The following is a 26106-nucleotide window of genomic DNA, read 5'->3' as shown; positions in this document are numbered from 1 at the left end:
CTGTATTCTGATAATTCTTATTTTATCAGCAGAGGAGAGTGTAATATAGATAACTCCTATTCGAAATGCTACAAAAATCACAGGTAAAGATAAACCACCTCATAAAACGCTTTCATTTTATAGTAATAATATTAGTTTATTATAAAAATATAAGATTCTGCTTCATTTATTGTAATCTCCATTCACGTGGAGTCAGCCCTGTATGTGATTTAAACACACGGCTAAAATAATTTGGATTGCGGAAACCGACAGCAACAGCAATATTTTGAATGGAATCATCTGTTGCACCAAGCAGCTCTTTTGCCTTCTGCAATCGAATATAGATCAGCATCTCCCGGAAGGATTGCTGATATTTTTTTGTCAAAATATGACTCAAGTAAGACGGGCTGCGCTGAACATTGGCAGCTACTTCCGTCAATGAGAGAGTTGCATCGTTATAATGGTTTTCCATATAACCGATGGCCGCTTCGATAACATCTGCCTTCGCATACATATCCTGCTCCTTGACCGTTTGAAACAGATAATTAATAAACAGAATCAGCTCCTGGACAATACGATACAAAACCGGACTATATAATATACTTTCAAATACCTTTTTATAATAAGCTTCACTATCCTTCGTTTTCAGCCCTTTCCGGAACATAAACCGGCGTATCTGCGCGAGGATACTGGTTAAACGTGTCCGTAGCAGTCCAGGCTCCGGATATGGGGAATTCATATTAAAAAATTCCTCATACAGCCAGCTTTTCAGCTTATCCCCCTGTCCCTCATCCAGCATAAAAACCCAATTTCTCTGCTCCTCCACCGTTAAAAAAGGATCGATATCTATCCATTCCTGGACGTCCTCTGCCTGCAATACCTGCTTATAGCCGATAAAAAAGGTCGTTTCCATCATCCGCAATAGTTTCATATAAATGGGATGGAGAGAATCCCCGCTTCCTGTATGAACAACAATTGCAATCGGATTTCCTTCCGAATGCTCCCATTCCCTTAAAAATCGCTGTGCCTGTTTTACAGGTGCGGGAAAATCATGCTGGAAGACAAGTACGATATTATCATGGGTGGAAAATACCGATGGTTTATAATCAAAATCAAATTGGTCAATAAAATCCCGCAAATCATCCAACGTTTTCCGCTGCTCAGCTCCCAGCAAATATACCGGATAAGGAAAGGAAACATGGTCATCTATAAATAAAGCTTCATACCGCACAGCATGTCCGAGCTCTATAACCGTATTTTTCTTACTGACAGCCGATAAATTTCCGATAGCCTGTTGCAGGGCATGCTTCATACTTGATGGAGAGAGCGGCTTCACCCACAAATCAACCGCTTTAATGGACATCGCCTGCATGGCCCGCTCAAATGTAGCTTCGGCAGTAATAGCGATAACCTGCCCTGCACATCTGTGAATAAATGATTTAACCATCTCCCAGCTGTCTTCAGGTATCATATCTAATTCGATACATAATATATCGGGCAGTTCATTTTCCAGTGTTGTCAGAACATCTGTAAGTTGATCGGATAATCTGGTATCCGTTATTGGAAATGAATATTTTGAAAGCAGCCAGTGGATGCCTTGAAGTTCTTCTTTGTCGCGATCTGCTATTAGTAGTTTGTAGATGGGAAGGACCTCCTTTGTGGGTTGGTTTGGATATTATTATTGTATTATAAGGTTTTGTGGTTTGGTAGATTTTATTTGTAGTCCTCATGGTTTTAATACTTCCCAGCTATCGTTAATAATCTATTTATATCAATCTAATACTTGCTTTTATAGCTTCTAGTTATATCCAAGACCTCCACTTCTTTAATCTTTATACTTCTCTAGTGATTACAAGCATTGAATAGATATGTGAAGGTGCTATTTTGTTCTCTTATAATATTCATTACCTTTACTTTCGGCAAAAGTCTTCACTATTCTTTCAAAGATACCGATAATAAATAAGAATGTTTTCAGTTCAATTTATAGAGAAGGTTCAAAAGTTAAAACGCATATTTCAAGCCAGGAGTGTAAAAAATGTCGACAATAAATCAAAAACAGATTGATCATTCATTAAATATCACCAATACCGTTATAGAAGCAACGGAACATTTTCAAGGATTAGTGAAAGCGAGAGAGCTAAATCAGGCTTTCTTTATGTTTGAAAGTATCGTGGAGGGTATTCAAGCATTAAGCAAAGTGGGCTACATAAACAGTACACATCAAAATCTATCTGAAAAACTAGCAAAGAATATTCTTTTAATTGCTAAAAGTTTAGAAAACAATAAGCAAACAAAAATTGCTGAAATCACTCAATTTTCCCTGATGCCTAATTTAAAGAAATTACAATTATTATTTAAGGAAAGTAATCAAATAAATCAATGATTTGATTCATCAAACAAAAATATACGTCATTTTATTGGAAAGTATCTAGTTTTGGAAAGTTTTCTCAAAAATAAAACGACACCTCGCTTTTTTGGGTGCTGGAAGGTAGTACACCAAAACCTCAAAAAGGAGATGCCTAAGATTATGGTATCTGCTCATTTGGTAATCGTTAAATTTATTGTTACTTTGCCGTCAATCAGACATTAGCTCAGTTACGGTGAATGCCCCTGTAATATTGTATACCTATGGAGGAAAAGTAAGAGACTTGGAAAATTCCAAAGTACTGTTTTTCTATAAACTGCAAACCCAGTCATAGAAAAGGCGTAAATTCTGTTAATTGGTATAATACCTATTTATACACCTATCCTGCCATGATCAATTTCTTCATGATGCTCGTCAAAAGCATCTCCAAAATGTTCATATTCAGTTAAATAATTTAAACATGTAAAATTATATTGACCGTTATCAGATCTTCCCTTTACCCTTGACATGCTTATAAATAATGCATTCTGCACTGTCTCAATAGATGTATTTCCCATAATAATTTGTTCTCCATTATAATTAGTTGTAGGTGGATCCAAAATAAGTATTACGTTTGGAGTTTGCCAACCTTTAAAACTATGGTAAGAAGAAATTTTTAAACGTCCAGTTCCACCCTGGAATTTCCACTTCTCTACTCTCCGGCGTTCTATATCTTTATTTCGAATTAAATCATAAACATGAGAAGTCTTGAAACCGAGATTGTTAATGTGCTTTACAATTTCTGCACCCGTATTTTCATTGGTTGTTAAAACAACGATATCCTCTAATTGATTGGCATCGAGTGTATACCGTAAATGTTTTACAACTTGTTGCAATTTTTCCTGCAAGGTTTGAGGGCGATAATTATACCACAACGTTTTTTGGAAGAGGCTTTCTTGTTCTTGTTTAGCAACTAAAATCTCTTCACCATCCATTTCCAACGTCTGTCTAATCATACCAATTTTTTGAATTATTTTATTTGGCAATCTATGTGTATACTTTAAATGACCAGGTTTTCCTCTAAAGCCAATATCTTTTATTTGTTCACTGTCTTCAATCCAAACTCCGTGATTGTATAAATCCTGAGCTTTATCATATACGATAAATAATTCGCCTCGGCCAGTGAAAAAATTTTTTAAAAACCGAATCCAATCTGCTTTAAAATCCTGGCCTTCATCAATTAAGATATAATCAAATTCAAGATGTGGTTTTATGGTATGTGATTTTATATAATCATTTGCAGTTTTCATATAAATATTTTCATAAACTTCATTTTCGCTATTCTCTTTAAAATTTGCCCCTATTTGGTGTTCATTTAAAACTAATTTTAGAAAATCATGAAAATGGCTTATAGTAATATGAGATTTAAGTTTTTTTCGCTCATCTTGATATTTTTCGATGCCAAATTGTTGGCTACATAGGTCCCTTAAATAGTGTCTTAATGTAATATTATAACTTAAAACTAAAACACGCTTATTTAATTTTGCTGCTTGAACTGCCTTTTCAGCAATTATTAATGATTTTCCTGATCCTGCTACTCCACTCCATCTCCTAATAGAACCCGGACTTAAATTAGCTAACTTTTTTTGGTCACTAGTCAATATAAAAGGATGCCGACGTTCGTTGTTATAATCTGCGTGCTGAAGGTGAAGGTTTAGCTCAGCAACTATTTTTTCAAGTAAACCATCGCTTGCAAAGAAAGAATTCTCTCTGGATAGTGCATAGGTATATTCATTGTGGTTTAACTGATTCTTGGAATTTCCAATATAATCTATATCTGTTTTGGTCCAAATTTTTGTATAGCTTTTAGAAGCATTACAATATTCTACAGCCTCCTGTTTAGTTGCATAATGAAAGTAAACAACCGTTTCAATACATGAATAATAACGTGAGAATCTTTCGGATAGATTGACACTCAAACTCAGTTGATAATGTAAAATATTATTTTTGTAATATTCCACCTGATTTATAGGGTTACTTTCATAATAGATACCATTAGTACCACGAATATATCCATTTTTATTGTATACCGATGAATTTAAATCCCAATCCTTAACTTCTATAATCAAAATACCTTTTTTTGGATGTGTTAAAACAAAATCTGGTTTCATTGAATTAATATGCGGTTGTTCAAATACCGTCCAGCCTTTAAATCGAGGACATGTTCTGAACATATTTAATAAATAATTCTCACCATCGGTTCTAGGATCATTAAGATTGAAGTTTTCAATAATTGTTACAGTCATTTTTAACACCTCACTATAATGTTTTAGAATTTATACCATATTATAAAAAACATAAATTCGGATTTTTAAACAAGATTATTGGAAATCTTCAATTTGATAAAGATTTCTTTTTTCTTGTGAATATCGTATCCATTCTCTCCATTTATACATATGTATTAAGTGATTTTACGAGCTCAATTTAATCTATCACTTGAGTGAATTTCATAATTTCTAAGCCCCTGCCCTGCACCCCAACGAGTTTAGTACACAAAAAATGAGTCAATTTACTCTTAAGATGAACATAACCTATTTCTAGATATTGTTTAAAATTTGCTTTTAAATCTTGGAGTAAGGATTTTTCAATTGGTAGAGGCATATTTCCCTTCTCCTTCGTGTAAACAAATAATCGTACTATTTTGTATTAATAGATTTTTTCTAGAACAGAATAATATTCTTATCATATATTCGTTAACTAGTAATCAATTCAATTTGTTTAATTCCAATATTTTAAATACTTGTTTTTTCTAACTGCCCTCTGCTATTTCTTCAAATTCCATATCAATGATATCTGACATACTATTTTTAATTTCATTGATATCCTTTTTAAAATCTTGTTGTGAATAATCCAGGGTATCAAGCATTGCATTTCTTAAACTATTCCCCATCTTTGTCATTGTTGTATAGGTTAACCCTCCAGAGACTACTCCTCCAACCACAGGAATTATTTTAGAAACTCCTTTTGCAAATGTATCCTTTGTTATCTTAACACCAATAATAGCTGCTATTTTCTTGATAATTGGATAATAGAATGTCTTGGTTAAGGCTTTTTGAGGTATCTTTCTTAAAGCTTGCTGTGCTACTTTAGAAGAAACTACTTTTAAGGTAGAGGCAGCTCCTCCCACACCAAACATAACACCAAGAAATAGAATCAATTCACTTTTTATTCTTTCTATGTCTAATTCCTCCTCATTCCAAAAATCTTTGTACCCAAACAGATAGGCTAACTCTTGTGATAATCGTAAAGCCACTCCAAAAAATTGAAGAGTGTCAGCAGGAATAGTTGCAGCCATAGTCCAACCGCCCGGTATACCAGCAACAAATGAGGTGCCAGAGCTTTGTAAGGTTCTCTTACTTACAAGAGATTTCGCTATTCTATTTATTTTCTCTTTACTAATCCCAACTTCTAATGGCCCTTTTTCAATTAAGTCAGGGATTTTATCCTCACTTAATTTATCACTGAAGACCCTGACTAAAAACTCTTTTCTGTTTACTTTAACACCCGGCACTTTTAATGCACTTTCTATAATTAATTCAACATTTGTAGATTCTTCATTTCTCCCCATATTTTAATCACCTTTCTTTTTCTATAATAAACTCTAATTTTTAAACATATTCTACTTATTCATTACAATAAACCTACACTCACTTCATTCTTCTAAATTCAATATAGAATATATTCTATGAAATGAATCTATTAAATATTTAGCACCATCCAACCAACCAGACTAATTACCTGTAATTATAATAACCAAAACAAAAATAATTCAAATTACCTATTAAAATTGTAAAAAAAGACCCTAGCTCTAATAGCCAGAGTCTCTTTAAATAATCTATTCTTATTGAAGTAATTGTAAAACACCTTGTGGTACTTGGTTGGCTTGCTTTGCCGCTATGTCTTTCGATCATAGAATAGACTATATCTTCACCCTTTGTCATCAAAAGGGGCTGGGCACTTCGAATGGAATTTATTCCACCCTACGAATCTCATTGCCATTGCATTTGCTTTAGGCAGTACATTCTAGTCGTTGAACCTTCTCCAGAGTTTCCTCCCAGGAGCTTGGCTGCTGATTATCCATTGTTTCATTGTTTTGTTTTTCAAACCATTCCGTCTGCCGTTTCCAGCTCCGTTGTGGTACAAAACACTTTAGGAAGTTCCAGCAATTCACCCAGTTATCCTCTAATCCGTTACCAGATTAGACGCCCTTCCCATCAAATTACTGAAGAAGTTGTAACACTCCTTGAGGCATTTGTTGGGATTGAGCTAACATAGATTGTGCCGCTTGTGAAAGGATGTTATTCTTCGTGAAGTTCATCATCTCTTTCGCCATATCCACGTCCCTGATACGAGATTCTGCTGCTGTCATGTTCTCAGCAGATGCACCTAAGTTGTTGATAGTGTGCTCTAAACGGTTTTGTACTGCACCAAGGTTTGAACGTTGTGCAGAAACTGTATTAATAGCAGTTTGGATTGTTGTAATTGCTGCATCAGCTGTTTCTTGTGTTGAAACATCAACTCCACCTCTTGCAACTGCGTCATTAGCTATAGTACCATCAGCATTAAATTGTGCAGCAGATGCTGTGTATGGTGTAGAACTAATATTAATTGTTCCTGATGTTGACGTAGATAAATTATCAACATTAAATGATAAACCTTCAAATGCTCCTGTGCCAATTACATTTGTAGCATCAGCTGATACATCAACTGTTTCAGTAGTAGTACCGCTAGTTAATGTTACAACATATCCATCACCCGCAGCAATTTCGTCAGCTCCACCAGCTAGTGAGAAATTTTCTCCATTAGCAACTGTTCCAGTACCACTAAGAGTAAATCCAGTTACGCCTCCAGCATCTAGTGCATCTTGAATTTGACCTTCATCTAAAGCACCAGTTGAATCCAGAGTAATTGTTAAAGTATCACCATCAAGTTCTGCATCGTCAGCTGCACCAGTTGCAAAGACAACGTTAATATTACCTGCTTCTCCAGCTGTATCGGCAGTAAGTGTAATGCCATTATGAGTACCAGCTGCTGCTGTTGCTGCTGAACCCGTTTGAGCTGCAACAGATACATCTACTGACGCACCATCAACTACTGCTGAACCTGTTGTATTTCCAACTTTAACATTATTAAAATCATCGGAAGTTCCTGTAGTTTCAGTAACATCACGAGCTACTCCAAGAGTATGTGCGTCCATTGCATCAATAGAAAGTTTAATATTTTGTCCTGAATTAGCACCAATATGGAATGTACCTTCAAAACCTCCACCAGCAAGGTTTTGCGTGTTGAATTCAGTAGTATTGCTGATACGTGAAATTTCCTGAGCTAACTGGTCAACTTCTTTTTGGATTTCTTCACGGTCAGCATCTGTATTACTATCATTAGAAGATTGTACTGCTAACTCACGCATACGTTGTAAAATATCATGCGTTTCGTTCAAAGCTCCCTCCGCCGTTTGTATCAGCGAGATGCCGTCCTGAGCATTCGTAGAAGCCTGCTCCAACCCACGAATTTGTCCACGCATTTTTTCAGAAATTGCCAACCCAGCAGCGTCATCCCCTGCACGGTTGATTTGAAGACCAGAAGAAAGCTTTTCCAATGATCCTTGTACACCATTTTGGTTTACTCCCAACTGACGGTGCGCATTAATCGCTGAAATGTTGTGATTGATAATCATAATTTCTTACCTCCATGTAATTTAAAATTTTTGAGCCACATCCATGTGATCTCATCTATATTAACCATTTAGGTTAATATCAAAATAAATATATCTCGTTAAGGCCCTAACGAATCATCCTCTGATGATCTATTTCTTATATCGGCTCCTGGGACAAATTGTTTAATCTTTTTTATAATTTTTTTTAATTCTTTTTCAAATTTATTTTTCCTTCCTTTTTGCTGCGTGAAAATCTATTATAATTCTATAAAAACGCGCAATCCTCCTGATGAACACTTATCATAAAAACTAGATCATCCAAACTTCATTTAAATATTTAACTTACTATTAAATACTCCCTTCCCATAAAATACTATAGCTGATTTATTTTATTTTTCTCCCCTTTCCTGTTAAAATCATGCTAAGAGCCTTATCATATCTTTTTATGCCATATCCAACTTCTGTTTGATAATTGGAGAGGGCGTGAGAGTATGTCGGAAATTAATAAATTGAACAAGCAGATTGAAGCGAAAAGAAAAGAAATGTATGCAGTTTATGAAAAAGATCCAAATGACCCAAATTTATTAAAAATATCACAGTCGCTGGATAACTTGCTAAATCAATTAGATCGGATTTCAAATAAAACTCCCATTCAACGGAAGATCTGATAGCTTGATTACAAATCTGCATGGTAACCGTTCCATTGCTGCACATCTTGTAAAACAAGACGATTACTAAGCCATATAAGTAAAGATGCAAATGATGATATGTATAGAAAGAGTAAGGCTGTACCCAATATTTTTTAAGCAGACAAATAAAATTGGTTTATTATGACATGAAAATGAATAAAAATTCAGTTATAGTTTGAATAAAAAATGGAGTACTTACATAGAAAAAAGAAGAATCGTCCAAATAGTGGAGATTCTTCTTTTTTCTATCATGCCTTATTTGGCTTAATATTTATATTCCGCAATTTTTGATGTTAATTCCTCTGCCATACTGGAGAGAGATTTTGCAGATGCTGAGATTTCCTCCATGGATGCAAGCTGCTCTTCCGTGGATGCTGCAACCTCTTCCGAAGATGAGGCGTTATCTCTGGCGATAGAAGCCAGGTCATTTGCAGTTGCTGTGACCTGCTGAACTGCTGCAGACATCTGCTCGGATATTGCCATTACCTCTTCCATTTGCGGTTTAATATCACTGCTTGAACGCAGAATTTCTCCAAATTTATCAATGGCATCATAGGATACATCTAATCCATCATCTACATTGGCTGTCACTTCAGACATCTTTTCCACCGCTTTTTGAACATCATCCTGAATACCATGGACAATCGAGCTGATTTCGCCGGCAGAATTTTTGGATTCCTCCGCTAATTTACGAACCTCATCAGCTACAACGGCAAATCCTTTTCCATGCTCCCCGGCACGTGCCGCTTCAATCGCTGCATTTAATGCCAGAAGATTTGTCTGTTCGGAAATATCAGTAATCGCATTTAAAATCGTGCTTACCTGCTTTGAGCGTTCCAGTAAGGATGCGATATTCAGGTTTGTATTATCTACAGACGACTGGATAGAAGTCATTTGATTTAACGTATCGCTGACTGCCTTCCCTCCGACCTCTGCCTGTGTGCTCATCTGTGTTACCAATTCAGCTACGTTTGTAGAGCTGTCAACAATTCGGCCGACCCCTGTCGATACCTCTTCTAAGGAATTGGCACTTTCTTCTGTACCGCTCAGCTGTTTCTCTGAGCTGGCGGATACCTCTTGAATAGCTAGAGATACCTGCTCGGATGAGCTTGTCATTTGATCGGCATTTGCATTTAATTCTTCTGCCGATGCTGCAACCTGCTGCGCATTAAATTCGACATCGCGAACAAGATTCTTTAAGCCTTCCTGCATTTCATTAAAGGCCAGACCTAACTCTCCAATTTCATCCTTTGTTTTAATCTCAATCGTATGTGTTAAGTCACCTGTGCTGATAACTTTCGCATTTTCCTTTAATTTACGGATTGGACGGGTGATTGAACGGATTAAGAACAGAATGATTAAAGTTCCCACCAATAATGTGCCAACGATAACAGTTATCATTATCGTTAAAGTTGATGCTGCTTCATCCTGAATTTCGCTGTAATCAATTGTTCCCGCCAGCTTCCATCCGGATAAATTATTTGTGTCGTATACCATTATTTTCTCTGCATTATCATAGCTGTATTCAAAACTGCCTGTCTCATTATCAAACATTGTTCCCAGTGTACTGCCATCAGCTTCTTCTCCGGTTTCAAAGGTTGGATGATAGATATATTTCTGCTGTTGATCGAGAATAATCGCATAACCATTCTTTCCAACAGAAACTTCTGATGCCATCTGCTGGATAAAATCGATGTACAGACTGATCCCCATTACTCCGGAACCGTCGTCCAGTGTTTTCGTAATACTTACCACTGTTCCTGTTCCACTTGCACTTTCAAATGGTTCTGAAATCTGCACCTCTCCCGGATTATCCACCGCATTGATAAACCAGCCGCGTTCGGTTGCATCAAATCCTTCCGGTAATTCCGAAACAGGCTGTCTATAGAAGAGATCACCGTCATTGGAAGCCATGTATACCTCCGAAACACCCTCGTTCATTTCCTTATATTGCCTCAATACCTGTTCTAATGTCTCTTCATCATCATCTATTTGTCCGCTGTTAAATTGTGCTGCAAATGTATTCAAATCATTTATTTTTAATTCTAATGCATTGTCCACTGTCTGGTTCAGCAGCGCAGTAATATCTTCTACCTGCTTTGTTTTTTGATCCTCCAATGTATCAATAGAACTGAAATATGTAATTGCTCCGATTATTAAGCTTGGAACCAATAACATAAAAAAGAAGGACAACACTAATTTAAATCGAATTCCTTTTGGTTTCATTATTTTCTTCACAACTGAATCTCCCTTGCTGCTATATTCTATTTTCATTACTAAACTTGTACATTTTTACAATCTGAAAAAAGAAGGATGGCCGCTGATATCTTTGCCTTTTCTTCCACTATTTTATAAAAACGATACAAAATACCCATATAATAAGCATGTTGTAGCTGGTATTGCTTCACTCCTTTTTCCACTGGAATACAGTACTTATCCTGAAAAATTCATACTTTATATTTATCGGATGATTTTTCATAATATAAATACATCAGGTTTATTTTAAAACTTTCATTCTATTCAAAACTATTAATCCATGATTAAATACCTATTTAAAAATAAAAAAACGCAGCTGATAACGAAGCTTTTTCATTAGAATTTCGTTCAACTGCCGTTCTTTTATCCATGTTTAATATTTATACGCTTTAACCTTTTCCATTAATTGCTCTGCCATAGACGATAATGATTTCGCCGATGCTGAAATTTCCTGCATGGATGCCAATTGCTCTTCTGTTGAAGCAGCCACTTCCTCAGAAGAGGCTGCATTCGTTCTGGCAATAGCAGCTAAATTATTTGCTGTTGCGGTAACCTGTTCTACAGCGGCAGACATTTGTTCAGAAATTGCCGTGACCTCTTCCATTTGCGGTTTAATGCTGTTACTTGTCCGTATGATTTCACCAAATTTGTCAATTGCATCATAGGACACGTCCAGGCCATCATTCACGGACGATGCTACCCGCTCCATCTTCTCAACGGCATTCTGGACATCATTTTGAATGCCTTGAACAATGGTACTGATTTCCCCTGCAGATGCTTTGGATTGCTCAGCCAGCTTGCGCACCTCATCAGCAACTACAGCAAATCCTTTTCCATGCTCCCCGGCACGGGCTGCTTCAATTGCTGCGTTTAAGGCAAGTAAATTAGTCTGCTCCGAGATATCGGTAATTGCTTTAAGAATGGTATTGACTTCTTTAGAACGCTCCAATAAAGAAGTTATATCCTTGTTCGTATCTTCTACAGATGACTGGATAGATGTCATTTGATTTAATGTATTGCTTACAGCCTGTCCGCCTACATCTGCCTGCCCGCTCATCTGGGTTACATATTCAGAAACCTTTGTCGAGCTTTCTACAATTCTTCCGACTCCAGTTGATACTTCCTCCAAGGAATTCACACTGTCTTCCGTACCATTTAACTGATGCTCTGCACTGGAGGATACCTCTTGAACCGCAAGTGATACTTGTTCCGATGAATTTGTCATTTGATCCGCATTCGCGTTTAATTCCTCTGCAGATGCCGCAACCTGCTGCGCATTTACTTCAACATCACGGATCAATGCTCTTAAACTGCCTTGCATCTCGTTAAACGCAGTTCCCAGCTGACCAATCTCATCATTTTTTACAACTTTAATCTCTTCTGTCAAATCTCCAGTGCTGATTACCTTTGCTCTCCTTTTTAATCCGTTGATTGGACGAAGGATAGACTGAATCGTGACCGCGTTTATGACACAGCCGATTAGAAAAGCAACAATCATTACGATGATAAGCGCTTTTATAATAGAAGCTGCATTATTTTGAACTTCACTGTAATCAATACTTCCCGCCAGCGTCCAGCCTGTGAATTCATCGGTATCATAAACCAGAATTTTCGATTCATTATTCTCTGTATATTCAAAAGCTCCTGCATCCTGTGCAGATACTTGATTAATAAAGCTTTCTTCCATCTGTTCACCTGCTACATTTCCAGGGTGGAAGATAATATTTCCATCTCTGTCTAACAAAACAGGATAACCGCTTTCGCCAATTTCTACAGAGGATGCCATTTCCTGAACAAAATCCATTGACAAATCAATTCCGACAACACCTGATCCATCTGCCAATGTTTTAGATAGTGTCACAACCATATCTCCATCTGACGCTTCTGTTGGATAGGGATCAGAAATAATTAAGTCTCCCGGAGATTTCATTGCTTCCATGTACCATGGACGATCACGGACATCGAAATCATCAGGCAATTCTGTTTCCGGCTGAATAGCTAAAGTGCCCTCTTCAGAACCAAAATAAATTTTATCTACTTCCTCGTGAAAATGTAAGTATTGACCAACAACCATGGTTAGTTCATCGTCTTCCTCTTCTACCTGGCCGCCTCTCGTATTTTCCGCAAATACGTCAATATCTCTGCTTTTTAAGGCGAGTGTATCCTCGATATTTTGTCCCATTAAAGTGATGATTTCATTTACCTGCTGTTCCTGCTGTGCTTGCATGGTATTGACAGAGCTGTTGTAAGTCAAAAAACCGATGAGAACAATCGGTATGATTAAGATAGATGAAAAAGATATAACCAGCTTTCTCTTTACCCCATTAGTTTCTTTATTTTTCTTTTTCAAGCGGTTCATCCTCCTTTTATTGGAAAAAATCCTCTACTTTTATTATCGGTTTTATTTATCTAAAATGAATCCTTTTTCCATAAAAAATACAGCAATGAGTATATTCACTGCTGTATTTTTTATACATTTATATTTGTTCAATATTTATATTTTGATATCTTCTCTGATAAATCTTCAGCCATGGATGAGAGAGATTTCGCAGAGGCAGATATCTCTTCCATGGACGCAAGCTGTTCTTCGGAGGACGCTGCCACTTCCTGTGAAGAGGCTGCATTATTACGGGCAATAGATGCTAAGTCGCCCACTGTTTCCGTTAATTGTCCTACCGCAGCAGCCATTTGTTCAGAGATCGATGTTACTTCTTCCATTTGCGGTTTGATACTTTCACTGGAGCGCATGATTTCTCCAAATTTATCAATCGCATCATAGGACACATCCAGTCCGCTATTTACATCAGAGGTTACTTGTGACATTTTCTCTACTGCATTTTCCACGTCAGTTTGTATACCTGTAATAATCTCTCTGATTTGAGTGGCGGAAAGCTTGGACTGTTCTGCAAGCTTCCGGACTTCATCTGCTACGACCGCAAATCCTTTTCCATGCTCTCCGGCGCGCGCTGCTTCAATCGCCGCATTTAATGCTAAGAGGTTGGTCTGTTCAGATATATCTGTAATCGCATTTAAAATCGTGCTGACCTGTTTGGAACGTTCTAATAAGGATGAAATATTTTCATTGGTATTCTCAACAGACGACTGAATAGAGGTCATCTGATTCAAGGTGTTGCTCACAGCTTGTCCGCCGACCTCTGCCTGTGTATTCATTTTCTGAACCAGCTCTGTCACTTCGGTGGAGCTTTCCACTACTCTGCCGACGCCTGTTGATACCTCTTCCAGCGAATGAACACCGTCCTCTGTTCCGCTTAACTGATGCTCCGCACTGGAGGATACCTCCTGGATTGCCAGAGATACCTGTTCGGATGAGCTTGTCATCTGGTCTGCATTTGCATTCAATTCCTCTGCCGATGCGGCAACCTGCTGTGCATTTAATTCCACATCCCTGACTAATTCCCGCAGGCTTTCTCCCATATTATTAAAAGCGTTACCTAACTGGCCAATCTCATCATTTGTTTTGACTTCCACAGACTGCGTTAAGTCGCCAGTACTGATGATTTCTGCTTTTTCTCTTATTTCTTTAATTGGCCGGATAACCGAACGGATAAGCAGCAAAATGACGCCGATTCCCAGGATTAAGGTAATAGAGAGAACTACTATCAGTGTGGATGTAATGGATTTTGCTGTTGATTGTACTTCGCTATAATCAATCGTCCCGGCAATCTTCCAGCCAGTCATGCTGTTCGTATTGTAAACCATTAATTTAGATGTATCATTATACTTATATTCAAAGCTGCCGGCATCCTTATCATACATATTCTGATAAAAAGCTTGTCCGGCTTCTTCCCCTACTTCCATTTCCGGATGATAGATAACATTTTGATTGGTATCCAACAAAATAGTATACCCGTGGTCTCCTATTTTCACTTCTGATGCAAGACTCTGAATAAAATCGGTAGATACATCAATTCCTATAACCCCTGAGCCATCTTCCAGGGTTTTTGATACACTGACTCCAATTGCTCCATCCCCGCTTGCTGAAACATAAGGATTAGAAATAATCACTTCACCCGGATTGTCCATTGCTTCTTTATACCAATCACGTTCTCTTGGATCATAATCATCCGCCACTTCAAGTGCTGGCTGATTAAAGAACTCTCCATCCGGTGTTCCAACATAAATTTCGGTAACCTCATTATGCAGCCGGATATATTGAGAAAATACCCGGTTTAATTCTTCCGGATCGTTAATTTGTTCTGCTGTAATCATTTCGGACATGACATCTGCATCATTCTTTTTTAATTCAAATTGGTTATCAATTGTTTGATCCATCATGGTGTTTAATTCTTCTACTTGGTTCATTTGTTGATTTTCTACAGTGTTTATTGAACTGAAATACGTGATAACTCCAATAATGATCCCTGGTACTAATAAAATTAAGAAAAAAGATAAAACTAATTTAAACCGTATGCCTTTCGCTTTAAATATTTTTTTCATTATCAATCTCTCCTAAGTAGATCAATTTTTACTATTCTTACGTTTGTAACGCAGAGAGAAGCTGCTAAGCCTAATCTGACAAGGTTCAGGGTTATCTTAAGCTTGTTTGGCAAATAGAATGTCATCTATTTATATCCGTAATAAGTAACGCATTTGCACTACTTTATAACGAGTATAAAGACACTCCTCCGCCAATTAATAAGTACAATTTCTCACTACTATTTATATCGGACCCTTCTCCAATTTCTAAAGGTTTTTCAATTTATTTTGGTGTTGTTTTTTTTTGCCTTTATCCAAATCCCACTGGAATTTTACAGATATCATCCCTGATAAAACAAATACAGCAGTAATTATGCTTACTGCTGTACTTGTTTCATTAAACTATTAACCTGGTTTTAATATTTATATTTTGAGACTTTCTCTGATAGATCTTCTGCCATTGACGATAGGGATTTCGCAGATGCGGAGATTTCCTCCATCGATGCAAGCTGTTCTTCAGAGGATGCTGCGACTTCCTCTGAAGATGCTGCATTATTACGGGCAATAGATGCTAAATTACTCACTGTCTCCATTAATTGTCCTACAGCTGCAGCCATTTGTTCAGAGATGGATGTAACTTCCTCCATTTGCGGTTTAATGCTCTCACTGGAGCGCATAATTTCACCAAATTTATCAATCGCATCGTAGGACACATCCAGGCCGCTGTTTACATTAGATGTTACCTGTCCCATTTTATCAACAGCATTTTCAACGTCTGTCTGGATTCCTACAATAATATCTCTGATTTGTGTAGCTGAAAGCTTGGACTGTTCCGCAAGCTTCCGGACTTCATCTGCCACTACGGCGAACCCTTTTCCGTGTTCTCCGGCACGCGCTGCTTCGATTGCCGCGTTCAATGCTAAAAGGTTTGTCTGTTCCGATATATCTGTAATTGCATTTAAAATTGTATTAACCTGTTTCGAACGTCCTAATAAAGACGAAATATTTTCATTCGTATTCTCAACAGACGACTGAATAGAGGTCATCTGATTCAATGTATCACTCACAGCCTGTCCGCCGACCTCTGCCTGTGTGTTCATTTTCTGAACCAGTTCCGTTACTTGCGCAGAGCTTTCTACTACTCTGTTCACACCAGTTGACACTTCTTCCAGGGAATTCACTCCATCCTCCGTACCGCTTAACTGATGCTCCGCACTGGATGATACTTCCTGGATTGCAAGAGAAACCTGCTCTGAGGAGCTTGTCATCTGGTCTGCATTTGCATTTAATTCTTCAGCAGATGCAGCAACCTGCTGTGTATTATACTCAACCTCCCGAATCAATTCCCGCAGACTTTCTCCCATTTTATTAAATGCAATACCCAGCTGGCCGATCTCATCATTTGTTTTAACTTCCACCGATTGTGTTAAGTCTCCCGTGCTTATAATTTCAGCTTTCTCTTTTAAATCCTTGATTGGACGGATAATGGAACGAATAAGAAGTAAAATGACAGCTGTTCCGATAATTAAGGTAATACCCTGTGTAATGGTAACCGGAGTAGAGATAGACATAGCAGTGGCCTCTACCTCACTTTCGTCAATTGTTCCTCCCAATTTCCAGCCTGTTAAACTGTTTGTATCATATACCATAATTTTAGACATATTTTTGTAATCATAGTTAAATGTCCCGGAATCATTATCATACATTTTCTGATAGAAGGATTCTTCCGCTTCTTCACCGGCCTCTGAATCCGGATGATAAATAAAGTTTTGATTTGTATCCAGCAGAATAGCATATCCGTTTTTACCGATACTCATTTCGGATACAAGCTGCTGAATAAAGTCCGTAGATACGTCAATGCCAATTGCTCCCGATCCATCTTCCAGCGCTTTAGAAATACTGACTGCTATCTGTCCTTCGCCGCTTGCTGTCAGATAAGGATCAGAAATAATCACTTCTTCCGGATTTGCCATTGCTTCTTTATACCAGTCGCGCTCTCGCGGATCATAACCTTCCTCCATCTCTAAATCCGGCTGCATATGGTAATCTCCCTCTGCTGTCCCAAGATAAAATTCAGGAGCTTCCGGATGTAACCCGATATAATCAGACATTATTCTATTTAATTCGTCTATATCCTCTATTACATCTGCTGTAATGACGCTTGATAAGACTTCCATATCATTCTGCTTCATCCCGAATGTATTATTAATTGTCTGATTCATCACCTCGGTTAACTCCTGTACCTGCTCCCGCTTCTGCTGCTCTATCGTATTCATGGAACTAAAATACGACATTACTCCAATGGTAATTCCCGGTACTAATAAAATTAAGATAAAAGATAAGACTAACTTAAATCGTATTCCTTTGGCTTTGAATATTTTTTTCATTTTTCCATCTCTCCTAATTGTGTATACTTATTTATCGGAAGAAAAGAGAGAAAATGTATCTAAAAATGAGAAATTTTATAAAAACTTTTTATGATTTCCATTAAAAAGAAATGAAAGTAATATAAAGGTAATTATATATTAGTAAAGATTTATTAATTAAGAAAAATAAAGTCTTTTATATTAAAATTATAAATTAATATAGATTATAATAAGCCAAAGGAATCATACAACTCAGCGCATAATTGTTAAATATTTATGCAATTCCACAGTTTCATCAATACTTATTACCTATAAACACAATAGGCAGCAACAAAAACTTTATACCTAAAAACAACAGACCCATTAAGATGTGAAAATGAATCTTAAATATCTTCTTATTCCATCACAAAAAATAAATAATTTTAAGTTTAAAATACTTATATTTGGAAATAGATAAACATAGAAAGGAATGATTTTTATGTTTAGTTTTATTTGGAGTTTAATTGTTGGTGGAATTATTGGCTGGATAGCCGGATTAATAGTAAGTAAGGATTTACCAGGTGGAATTATCGGAAATATTCTGGCGGGTTTCATCGGTGCATGGCTCGGTACAGCTATCTTTGGATCGTTAGGACCTGAAATAGGAGGATTCTATATTATACCTGCTCTGATTGGGGCTATTATCCTTATTCTCGTTGTCAGTTTCATCTTGCGCCTATTCCGCCGTTAAATTCAGACGATACCGGAGGAACGGATGAACAAAATCGAAGCAGATGCATAGGTTAGGTATATAGCTCATACAGAAAAGAGGAATGTATATGCAACCTGACCCAAATCATGCTTATTCACATGCAGATGAATATCAAGTGATGGATTATCAGCATCCAGAGCAGTTTGATATGCCTGCTTCACAATATAACCCATACCCTGCTCCAGGCTTTCATCAACATGGACCAGAGCAGCGTGCGTTCTTTTTTCCGTTTATCGGCGGGTTAGCTGGCGGCTTATTAGGAAGCGCCTTTGGTTCTGGTCCCGGCCCGGGATTCTATGGTCCTCCCGGGCCGCCTGGACCTCCAGGACCACCGGGACCGATGGGATATTACGGCCCCCCGGGTCCACCAGGCCCCCCTGGACCGCCCGGACCTCCAGGATACTATAATGGATACCCGTATCCGCCATATTATTAGGTATCGGGATAATAGAAAAAGGGAGAATCACAGCATAGGTCTGTGATTCTCCCTTTTTCTTATGCTTCTTCTAATGTGTGTTCAAAAAGTTCGGTAAATAGGACCAAGAAGTTCAAGGCGACTAGCTATTTCCAAACGGACTTCTCGCGTGTTGTGGTGACTTCTGTATTGTCCACAAATGTTTTCGGTGGGACGAGTAATCGCAGTCCCAGTCCCATTGGAAATAGCTAGTCAACGTAGAAATTCGCCGTGTCATCTTTATTGGGCTTTTTGAACATCCTTTTCTACAAAATCATCACGTAATGCTTTAATCTCTTCCTCCATCAGACCAATCGCTTTTAAAAAGCCGGCAGCATCCCCATATTTTTCATACAAATAGTCCAAAAATGCTTCCATATAAGCAGGCTCACATTCCAGCATCGTTTTAAATTGATTGCGTGACATCAGCGGCGGACGATTTTTGAGCTCTTCATCCGTTATTTTCTTATACTCTCCTGTTAACGCGTAGTCCTTCACAATAATATCTCTTGATACACCTGCTAAATCCAATAAAATAGCAGCCAGGACACCTGTACGATCCTTTCCGACACGACAATGAAAAAGAACAGGCTTTCCTTTCTTTTTTAGAAATATATCCATGATTTCTTTAAATTTCGGTTTACTGGTCTCTAACATTAAAATATACATATCTACAAGGCTTTTCGGCATTTTTGTTGTAAACGTAGCTGGATCCAACAATGGAATATTATAAAAATCATAAAGGGCTTTATCTTCTTTTCTATACTTCCCTTCCATGCTGAGGCGCAAATCAATAATGGTATGGATGCCTTTTTCCTTTTGCAAAAAAGCATGTCCCTCTTGAGATACTTTATGTAAGGAATCCGCCCGGTAATATTTCCCCCACTTTGTCTGCTTGCCATCCTTTGTCGGATAGCCTCCTAAATCACGAATATTTTGTGTTCCTTCTAATTCAATATGTCTTTGCGGATTAAATAATAATGCTTCTGCAGTCATACTTTTATCTCCCCTTTATTTACCAGCCTTAGCCTTCTAAAATTTTGACATACACCTTCCTCGTCCTTGGACCGTCAAACTCACAGAAATATACACTCTGCCATGTTCCCAGGACCAGCTGTCCGTTTGAGATAATTAACGTTTCACTGGCTCCCACAACCGAGGATTTCATATGACCATCTGAGTTTCCCTCCATATGAACATATGCTTCTTTATTTGGAAAGGTTTCGTTCATACCAAGTGATAGATCCCGTCGGACATCCGGGTCAGCATTTTCATTAATTGTAATTGCACCAGTTGTGTGCGGACAATACACAATCATAATCCCTTCCTGCACACCGCTATTTGCCAGGATTTCTTCCAGCTCGCTATCTAAAAAAACAAACTCCTGTTTTTTATTTGTTTTTATTTGAAATAATTCTGTATTTGTAGGCAAACTTTCCCACCTCTTCCCTTCGATATCATGTCAAAAGTATACTTCCATCTTAACGAAAGATCTGCTAATCAACAAATAATTAAGCTATTTTGAAACATAATCTTGTTTCAATCGTATGTATGTATATAACTTTAAAATAATCAAATCCATACTTAGCATAATGATAAAAAGGAGTGATGAGCTTGCGCAAAAAATACATACTTCTTATTGGTCTCAGCCTTGCCGTCCTCTCTGCCTGTTCAAGCCAGGAGAGTACGGCAGAAGAAAATACTGAAAAAGTGATTCAGCAATTACAGGGGGAGGAGTACCAGCAGATTGAACAAGAATACTTTTCAGAAGCATTGCAGGAAAAATATCCAGCTGCAGAATTACAGCTCTCCTGGGAAGCTAATCGGGGAACTGCATTTGATGAAATAAAGAACATGGAAGCTGCTGCTAAGGAGGAGAAAACAACTGTTTCTGGTGAAGTTATTTTTGATGACGCAACCGTGAAGGTTAAAACGAAATGGAATGAAGAAGAAAAGCTGGAAAGCTTCCAAATTGAGCGCCCGTATGAAGAAGCAGCGCTGCCTGATTCAGCTGTAGAGGAAGAAATTACAATTGAAGCGGAGGAAGGCTATCCCTTAAGTGGAAAGCTGACCCTGCCGGATGATGGAGAAGGACCTTTTCCTGCTGTTGTGCTCGTACAAGGATCAGGACCGAGTGATATGGATGAAGCTATCTATAGTTACAAGCCTTTTCAAGATATTGCTTATGGATTGGCAGAGAATGGAATTGCTGTTCTCCGTTATGACAAGCGTACATTTACACATGGTGCAAAAATGGTGGAAGATTTAGGTCCAGCACTGACAGTTAAAGAAGAAACCATCGATGATGCAGTAGAGGCAGCACGTCTGCTGCAAGCGGACGACCGAATTCTTTCAGATCAGGTATATATTGGCGGACACTCCCTCGGCGGAATGCTTGCACCGCGGATTGATGAAGAAGCTGATACGGCCGGAATGATTCTTTTAGCCGGGTCTCCCCGTTCTCTATGGGAAATTTTGTACGATCAGCAATTGGATTTGGTTCCTGATAATTTGAGCGATGAAGCAAAAGAACAGGTCAAGGAACAGGCAGAAGCATTTAAAGAGCTTGCAAAAAGCTTTCAGGATATGTCGCCAGAAGAAGCAATGGAATATGATCTTGGGGGAATGAGCGGATATTATCTTCAGGAAATGGATCAATATGATGTCGGTCAGATTGCTCTTGATTCCAATAAGCCGATACTTGTCCTTCAGGGAGAAGCCGATTTCCAGGTGACTATGGAAAAGGATTTCACCGCCTGGCAGAGCACTTTTGAGAATGCCCCGCAGGTAACGTTTAAATCATATCCAGAGCTTAATCATATCTTTATTTTGTCTCAGGGAGAAAACAAAGGAAGCGTTCAAGAATACCAAATTCCCGGCCATGTTGATGAAGAAGTGATTACAGATATAAGTGGCTGGATTCTTGAGCATAACAATTAAACACAAAGGAGCATAAAAATGAAATTAAAACAATTAAGCATTCTATTAACTTCTATTTTATTGATTACTGTACTTGCAGCATGTGGAAGTTCCGATTCATCCCCGGAAACAGATAATGACGATAGCCGGGAAGAGACGCAGACAGATCAAAAAGAAGCGGAAGAGGAAGAAACTGCAGACAATGAGGATACTGCTTCAATAACATCGGAGGAAGCCTCTGAAACTGCGGAAGCATTTTTAACACTGGTAGCTGATGAAGATTTTGAAGGGGCAACAGCACTTTTTGATGATACGATGGCGTCCGAAGTAACTGCAGCTGATTTAGAAGAAATTTGGGATCAGCTTACTACAGATTTTGGAGAGTTTGCAGGATACGACTATGTGGACGAGCAGCAAGTTGACGGATATTACTCCCTTCTTTATGAAGGAGCATTTAATAATCAGCCTGTTGTTTTAAATGTATCTGTTAATGGAAATAATGAAGTTGGCGGATTTTTTATTCAGTAAGTGTACGGAAAAACTATTTCTTATTCCATAACACCTCTCGTTCTAGTTTACAAGTTGAGAGTCGGGTTATAAACTAATACTATAAGAAATTATTGTTTTACTGGCAGGAGGAAAGCTTTTGTTAAACCAAGCATTAATTAAGAAAATTATTATTGGTATTTTACTTGTAGCACTTGGAGTGTTCTTGTATTTTTACTTTTCGGTATTTATCCCCGTCTTACTGGCCTTACTGACAGCAGTTATTTTTGAACCGCTGGTGAAGCTGTTGAAGAAAGCTTTAAAAACAGAAAAACGAATTTGGCCGGTAACCATTGTTTTTACAACATTTGTAGTAGCGGCATGCGTATTGCTTTATGTCATGCTTACAAGCACCATCAGCCGGATTGTGGAATGGAGCTATAATGTTCCGAGGTATGGAAGTGAAATTCAATCTATTATTAATGAAATTATTTATAAATTTAATGATTTGATTGCTGATTTACCTCAACGCGATGCGATTATTAGTGAGCTGGAACGCCAGTCGGAACGTTTGTTAAATACAGGGTATGATTTAGTAGAGAGCATGATTGGCATGCTCGGATCCTGGGTACAATCTATTCCCAACCTGCTCTTTATATCTCTTGTTTATCTTATCACTTTCTTCTTATTCAGCCTTGATTTACCAAAGCTGTTTCAAGCATTTTTTGCTCTTTTTCCAGAGAAAACAGCTATCAAGCTAAATAACTTCTTCGGCCGTTTAAAGGTAGTGTTCTGGGGATACTGGAAAGCACAATTTTTACTTAGTGTTATGATTTTTGTCATTACTTACTTGAGCTTATTATTTATTTCACCGCGATTTGCGCTGTTAATGACCTTTATTATCTGGATTGTAGATATTATTCCGCTCTACGTCGGTCCTGCATTAATTCTTGTTCCGTGGGGAGGATTAATGATGATGATTGGAGATGTTCCAACCGGTCTGCAGCTGATGTTATTAGCATTATTCCTGCTGATTATCAGACGGATTACAGAACCAAAGGTACTCGGCGATCAAATGGGGCTCGCAGCATTGCCTACAGTCTTATCCATGTATTTTGGTTTTGTCTTTTTCGGGGTACTCGGGCTGATTTTTGGGCCATTCGTTGTCAGTGCATTCCAGGCGGCCCATGAGGTAGGATTGTTCCAATTCGTAAAGAAGAAAACAATTGAGAATGCAGAAGAGTAGCGATAATATTGCAAATAAAAAACGAATCTGACTTCACGCTTCTTATCTGGAAATGTGACTCAGATTCGTTTTTTTTATAAAAGTGCATCCTCTAAAAGAATAATTATCGCTTTAAAATATACCTATCTTTACTCGATTATTTCATTCAGTGCGTAGCCGACACCATTTTCCTCATTGCTTTTGGTTATATGATCTGCATATTCCTTTACTTCCGGTTCTGCGTTTTGCATGGCTACAGCAGTGCCAGCATATTCGAACATAGAAATATCATTATAGTTATCTCCAATACAAACAGTACGCTCACTTGGAATTTGATAGTATTCTGCCAGACCTTTCAGGGCATCTCCCTTACTTGCATCTGGATGAGCAACATCTAATTTTTGATAGCCTGAGGTTGTTACGTAAATATCCTCTCTATCCTCTAAAACTTCCGCAAGCTTCTCTAATTCCTGACGGCGGAATGACAGGATAAATACTTTATAAGGCTCCAATTCAGTAACTCCTGCTTCTAAGTAGTCATCTACCTCAACCATACCATATTGCATATTTTGTATTTGAATAATTTGTTCTGCACTTTCTTTTTCCTCCGGTGTATCAAAAAGCGTTTCCTTTTCTTCTTCCAGAATCGGCTGTTTGTCTTTTTGGACATATACGCCTTTATTCGTATAAACTTCAAAATATAATTCTGCCTCAGATACTTTTTCCATGATATCTATTAATTTCTCTGAAGTAAGTATCTGGCTGCGGATAATTTCATCATTTACACTCGTTAACGACCCATTCGCACAAATCAATGGAACATCCAAATTAGCAGCTGCCGCAATCTCCTTCATATCATGCAGTGATCTTCCAGAGCAAAAAGCAACAATATCCCCGTTCGCTTGTCTTTGGCGAATGGCTTCTTGATTTACTTCACTGATTTTTCCATCTTCCCCCAGTAATGTACCATCCAAATCAATTGCTATTAGCTTCACACGCTTCACATCCTTCCACCTGATATCTTACCATATTTTAATACAGGTTTATTCTCTGAAATATTTCTATTCTTTTTCTATAAAAATAGCGGAGCTCCTCTGCCCCGCTATTTATCAGAATCTACATCCCCAATAAAGTGGTTACAATCCAGTTAGAACCATAGAATATCATAAATTGAACGCCGATTCCTACACCGAGGAAACGATTCAATAAACCGCCGACCATAGCCATTGAAAAAGTAACGGTAACACTGACCAGGCCGCCTTCATAAAACGCAAGCAGCGTAACGACACCAATAAACATCGCTATAATTGCTTCCTGGTTAATATGTTTTAGGACAAGAACAGTCGCTTTTCTTGCAAAGTTCATTGAAAACGGGTAAGCGATAATTGCGGCAACAATAATTCCAATCAACCCATAAAGAAGAAAATCCATTGGCTCCATTAAGGTATGTAAATTATGAACCGGCTCTGTTGTAAATACCGGCGGCGCATTAAATAATGCCTGCGCCGGGCCGATTGCCACAGGACTGAGCGGAATCCCGAATGCAACCAGTGGAATAATTGTTTCCGCAATATAAGTAGACTCTGTTACACCATTCATCGTAGAAAGACTGGTCGTTGATTTCTTATATTGTCCTTTCACACGGGATCCTATTATTTCCCCCATCAATGCTGTCATTCCGACCGGACTGAGAGCAAAGGTAAGAGAAGACAGGAAGGATGTTCCGCCAACCGATGCTGCTTGTTTTTTCGTTAAAACTTTAAATGGATTGGGGAAATACCCGGACCAGGATTTCTTTTCCGGAGCTAATTTATATTCATTTGGCTGATGCCGCTGAATCATTAAACGCCCGCTCCTGGAGGAAGCCAATAGAATATCTGTAAACATTGGTCCAATAGCAATCCCCAGGAAGAAGCTTATGGATAATCCTGTCCCTAAAATTGTTGTGCTGACCAGGTTTAGTCCTTGAATCACCAGAGCAAGCGGAATAATTAAAATAATACTTGCCCAGCGTCCCTTGGAAAAATAACCGATTAAAACCGCTGCCAACGTAAAAATAATCCCGGCATTTTCTTGAAAAAATTCGCCAAACTGACTTAAGAATACAGCAAACGCCAATGATACAGGAAGTGCAATAAATGCACCAATAACTCCGCCAGAAATCATTTTCCGCAAAGCAATATGCGGCAGGCCGATTCGCCGCATAAAGTTGGCATGATCGAGCATCGGAGTCGCTGTTGTATCTCCAGGCACACCCATTAATGCCGTTGGTATCGCATGTGTGAGATGCTTGGAAAGCACTGCCGACATAAAAAATGCAAAAACAGCTTCTGGGGGAGCTCCCAGCAATACAACAATTAATGTTGCCGGAACAAGCACAGCAGTTTCATCTGAGCCGGAAATTAATCCGATTGCAGTGAATATAATCCCCGCTGCAACCGCCAGCAGAATTGATATAAGTAATACATCCATTTTTGTTCATTC

At 38.1% G+C, this 26106-nt stretch carries 21 protein-coding genes; 7 read left to right on the top strand and 14 right to left on the bottom strand.

The features are described 5' to 3' along the window. Positions 1-166 precede the first annotated feature (166 nt). Complete coding sequence (locus tag BN1068_RS05235) at positions 167-1426, bottom strand: helix-turn-helix domain-containing protein (protein WP_139344737.1); 1260 nt, start codon at positions 1424-1426, stop codon at positions 167-169. 588 nt (positions 1427-2014) lie between these two features. Here BN1068_RS05235 and BN1068_RS05230 point away from each other — a divergent pair. After that, positions 2015-2362 carry a DUF8042 domain-containing protein gene (locus tag BN1068_RS05230; RefSeq protein WP_077601776.1) on the top strand — a complete coding sequence of 116 codons (348 nt, stop codon included), beginning with the start codon at positions 2015-2017 and terminating at the stop codon, positions 2360-2362. Positions 2363-2715: 353 nt separating this feature from the next. On the opposite strand, the gene BN1068_RS05225 is transcribed toward BN1068_RS05230, so the two are convergent. The 5 genes from BN1068_RS05225 to BN1068_RS05210 form a co-directional block, all read right to left on the bottom strand. Next, positions 2716-4629, bottom strand: coding sequence for a nuclease-related domain-containing DEAD/DEAH box helicase (locus tag BN1068_RS05225; protein ID WP_077601775.1), 1914 nt, complete (start codon positions 4627-4629; stop codon positions 2716-2718). Positions 4630-4807: 178 nt separating this feature from the next. Further along, positions 4808-4984: a hypothetical protein gene (locus BN1068_RS23555; RefSeq protein ID WP_175637082.1), complete on the bottom strand. Its 177-nt coding sequence runs from the start codon at positions 4982-4984 to the stop codon at positions 4808-4810. A 148-nt stretch (positions 4985-5132) separates the two neighbouring features. Then, on the bottom strand, positions 5133-5951 hold the full coding sequence (locus BN1068_RS05215; RefSeq protein ID WP_077601773.1) for a bacteriochlorophyll 4-vinyl reductase: 819 nt from the start codon (positions 5949-5951) through the stop codon (positions 5133-5135). Between the two features lie 441 nt (positions 5952-6392). Beyond that, positions 6393-6554, bottom strand: a complete 162-nt coding sequence (locus BN1068_RS23550) for a hypothetical protein (protein WP_175637081.1) — start codon at positions 6552-6554, stop codon at positions 6393-6395. Between the two features lie 48 nt (positions 6555-6602). Beyond that, on the bottom strand, positions 6603-8060 hold the full coding sequence (locus BN1068_RS05210; protein WP_077601772.1) for a flagellin N-terminal helical domain-containing protein: 1458 nt from the start codon (positions 8058-8060) through the stop codon (positions 6603-6605). 470 nt (positions 8061-8530) lie between these two features. Between BN1068_RS05210 and BN1068_RS05205 the strand changes: the two genes are divergently transcribed. After that, positions 8531-8707 carry an aspartyl-phosphate phosphatase Spo0E family protein gene (locus BN1068_RS05205; RefSeq protein WP_077601771.1) on the top strand — a complete coding sequence of 59 codons (177 nt, stop codon included), beginning with the start codon at positions 8531-8533 and terminating at the stop codon, positions 8705-8707. Positions 8708-8992: 285 nt separating this feature from the next. Here the strand turns inward: BN1068_RS05205 and BN1068_RS05200 are convergent, their stop codons facing one another. The 4 genes from BN1068_RS05200 to BN1068_RS05185 all read right to left on the bottom strand — a co-directional run bounded on the left by BN1068_RS05200 (position 8993) and on the right by BN1068_RS05185 (position 17808). Beyond that, positions 8993-10966: a methyl-accepting chemotaxis protein gene (locus BN1068_RS05200; RefSeq protein ID WP_254846711.1), complete on the bottom strand. Its 1974-nt coding sequence runs from the start codon at positions 10964-10966 to the stop codon at positions 8993-8995. 391 nt (positions 10967-11357) lie between these two features. Then, positions 11358-13334, bottom strand: a complete 1977-nt coding sequence (locus BN1068_RS05195; RefSeq protein ID WP_439822971.1) for a methyl-accepting chemotaxis protein — start codon at positions 13332-13334, stop codon at positions 11358-11360. A gap of 137 nt (positions 13335-13471) precedes the next feature. Then, positions 13472-15442 (bottom strand): methyl-accepting chemotaxis protein, encoded by a 1971-nt coding sequence (locus tag BN1068_RS05190; protein WP_077601769.1) that lies wholly within the window; start codon positions 15440-15442, stop codon positions 13472-13474. Between the two features lie 395 nt (positions 15443-15837). Next, a complete protein-coding gene (locus BN1068_RS05185) occupies positions 15838-17808 on the bottom strand; it encodes a methyl-accepting chemotaxis protein (protein WP_077601768.1) in 1971 nt (656 codons plus the stop codon). Positions 17809-18265: 457 nt separating this feature from the next. Between BN1068_RS05185 and BN1068_RS05180 the strand changes: the two genes are divergently transcribed. Together BN1068_RS05180 and BN1068_RS24415 are read left to right on the top strand one after the other, a co-directional pair. Continuing rightward, entirely contained in the window at positions 18266-18517 is a 252-nt protein-coding gene (locus BN1068_RS05180; protein WP_077601767.1) for a GlsB/YeaQ/YmgE family stress response membrane protein, read from the top strand. A gap of 88 nt (positions 18518-18605) precedes the next feature. After that, positions 18606-18974: a hypothetical protein gene (locus BN1068_RS24415; RefSeq protein ID WP_077601766.1), complete on the top strand. Its 369-nt coding sequence runs from the start codon at positions 18606-18608 to the stop codon at positions 18972-18974. A gap of 258 nt (positions 18975-19232) precedes the next feature. Here BN1068_RS24415 and BN1068_RS05170 read toward each other — a convergent pair whose 3' ends face one another. Both BN1068_RS05170 and BN1068_RS05165 read right to left on the bottom strand, forming a co-directional pair. Then, positions 19233-19988 carry a tyrosine-protein phosphatase gene (locus tag BN1068_RS05170; protein ID WP_077601765.1) on the bottom strand — a complete coding sequence of 252 codons (756 nt, stop codon included), beginning with the start codon at positions 19986-19988 and terminating at the stop codon, positions 19233-19235. A 28-nt stretch (positions 19989-20016) separates the two neighbouring features. Continuing rightward, entirely contained in the window at positions 20017-20424 is a 408-nt protein-coding gene (locus BN1068_RS05165; protein WP_077601764.1) for a secondary thiamine-phosphate synthase enzyme YjbQ, read from the bottom strand. A gap of 182 nt (positions 20425-20606) precedes the next feature. Between BN1068_RS05165 and BN1068_RS05160 the strand changes: the two genes are divergently transcribed. The 3 genes from BN1068_RS05160 to ytvI all read left to right on the top strand — a co-directional run bounded on the left by BN1068_RS05160 (position 20607) and on the right by ytvI (position 23643). After that, positions 20607-21932, top strand: a complete 1326-nt coding sequence (locus BN1068_RS05160) for an alpha/beta hydrolase (RefSeq protein ID WP_077601763.1) — start codon at positions 20607-20609, stop codon at positions 21930-21932. A gap of 18 nt (positions 21933-21950) precedes the next feature. After that, positions 21951-22439, top strand: a complete 489-nt coding sequence (locus BN1068_RS05155; protein WP_077601762.1) for a DUF3887 domain-containing protein — start codon at positions 21951-21953, stop codon at positions 22437-22439. 118 nt (positions 22440-22557) lie between these two features. Then, positions 22558-23643, top strand: coding sequence for a sporulation integral membrane protein YtvI (ytvI, locus tag BN1068_RS05150; protein ID WP_077601761.1), 1086 nt, complete (start codon positions 22558-22560; stop codon positions 23641-23643). 128 nt (positions 23644-23771) lie between these two features. Here the strand turns inward: ytvI and BN1068_RS05145 are convergent, their stop codons facing one another. Then, positions 23772-24626: a Cof-type HAD-IIB family hydrolase gene (locus tag BN1068_RS05145; RefSeq protein WP_254846710.1), complete on the bottom strand. Its 855-nt coding sequence runs from the start codon at positions 24624-24626 to the stop codon at positions 23772-23774. Positions 24627-24738: 112 nt separating this feature from the next. Next, entirely contained in the window at positions 24739-26094 is a 1356-nt protein-coding gene (locus BN1068_RS05140; RefSeq protein ID WP_077601760.1) for a tripartite tricarboxylate transporter permease, read from the bottom strand. Positions 26095-26106: the final 12 nt, after the last annotated feature.

Source organism: Oceanobacillus sojae, from assembly GCF_900162665.1.
Lineage (GTDB): Bacteria > Bacillota > Bacilli > Bacillales > Amphibacillaceae > Oceanobacillus > Oceanobacillus sojae_A.
Note: the sequence above shows the minus strand (reverse complement) of the source record. Positions and strands in the feature narration are given on the sequence as shown.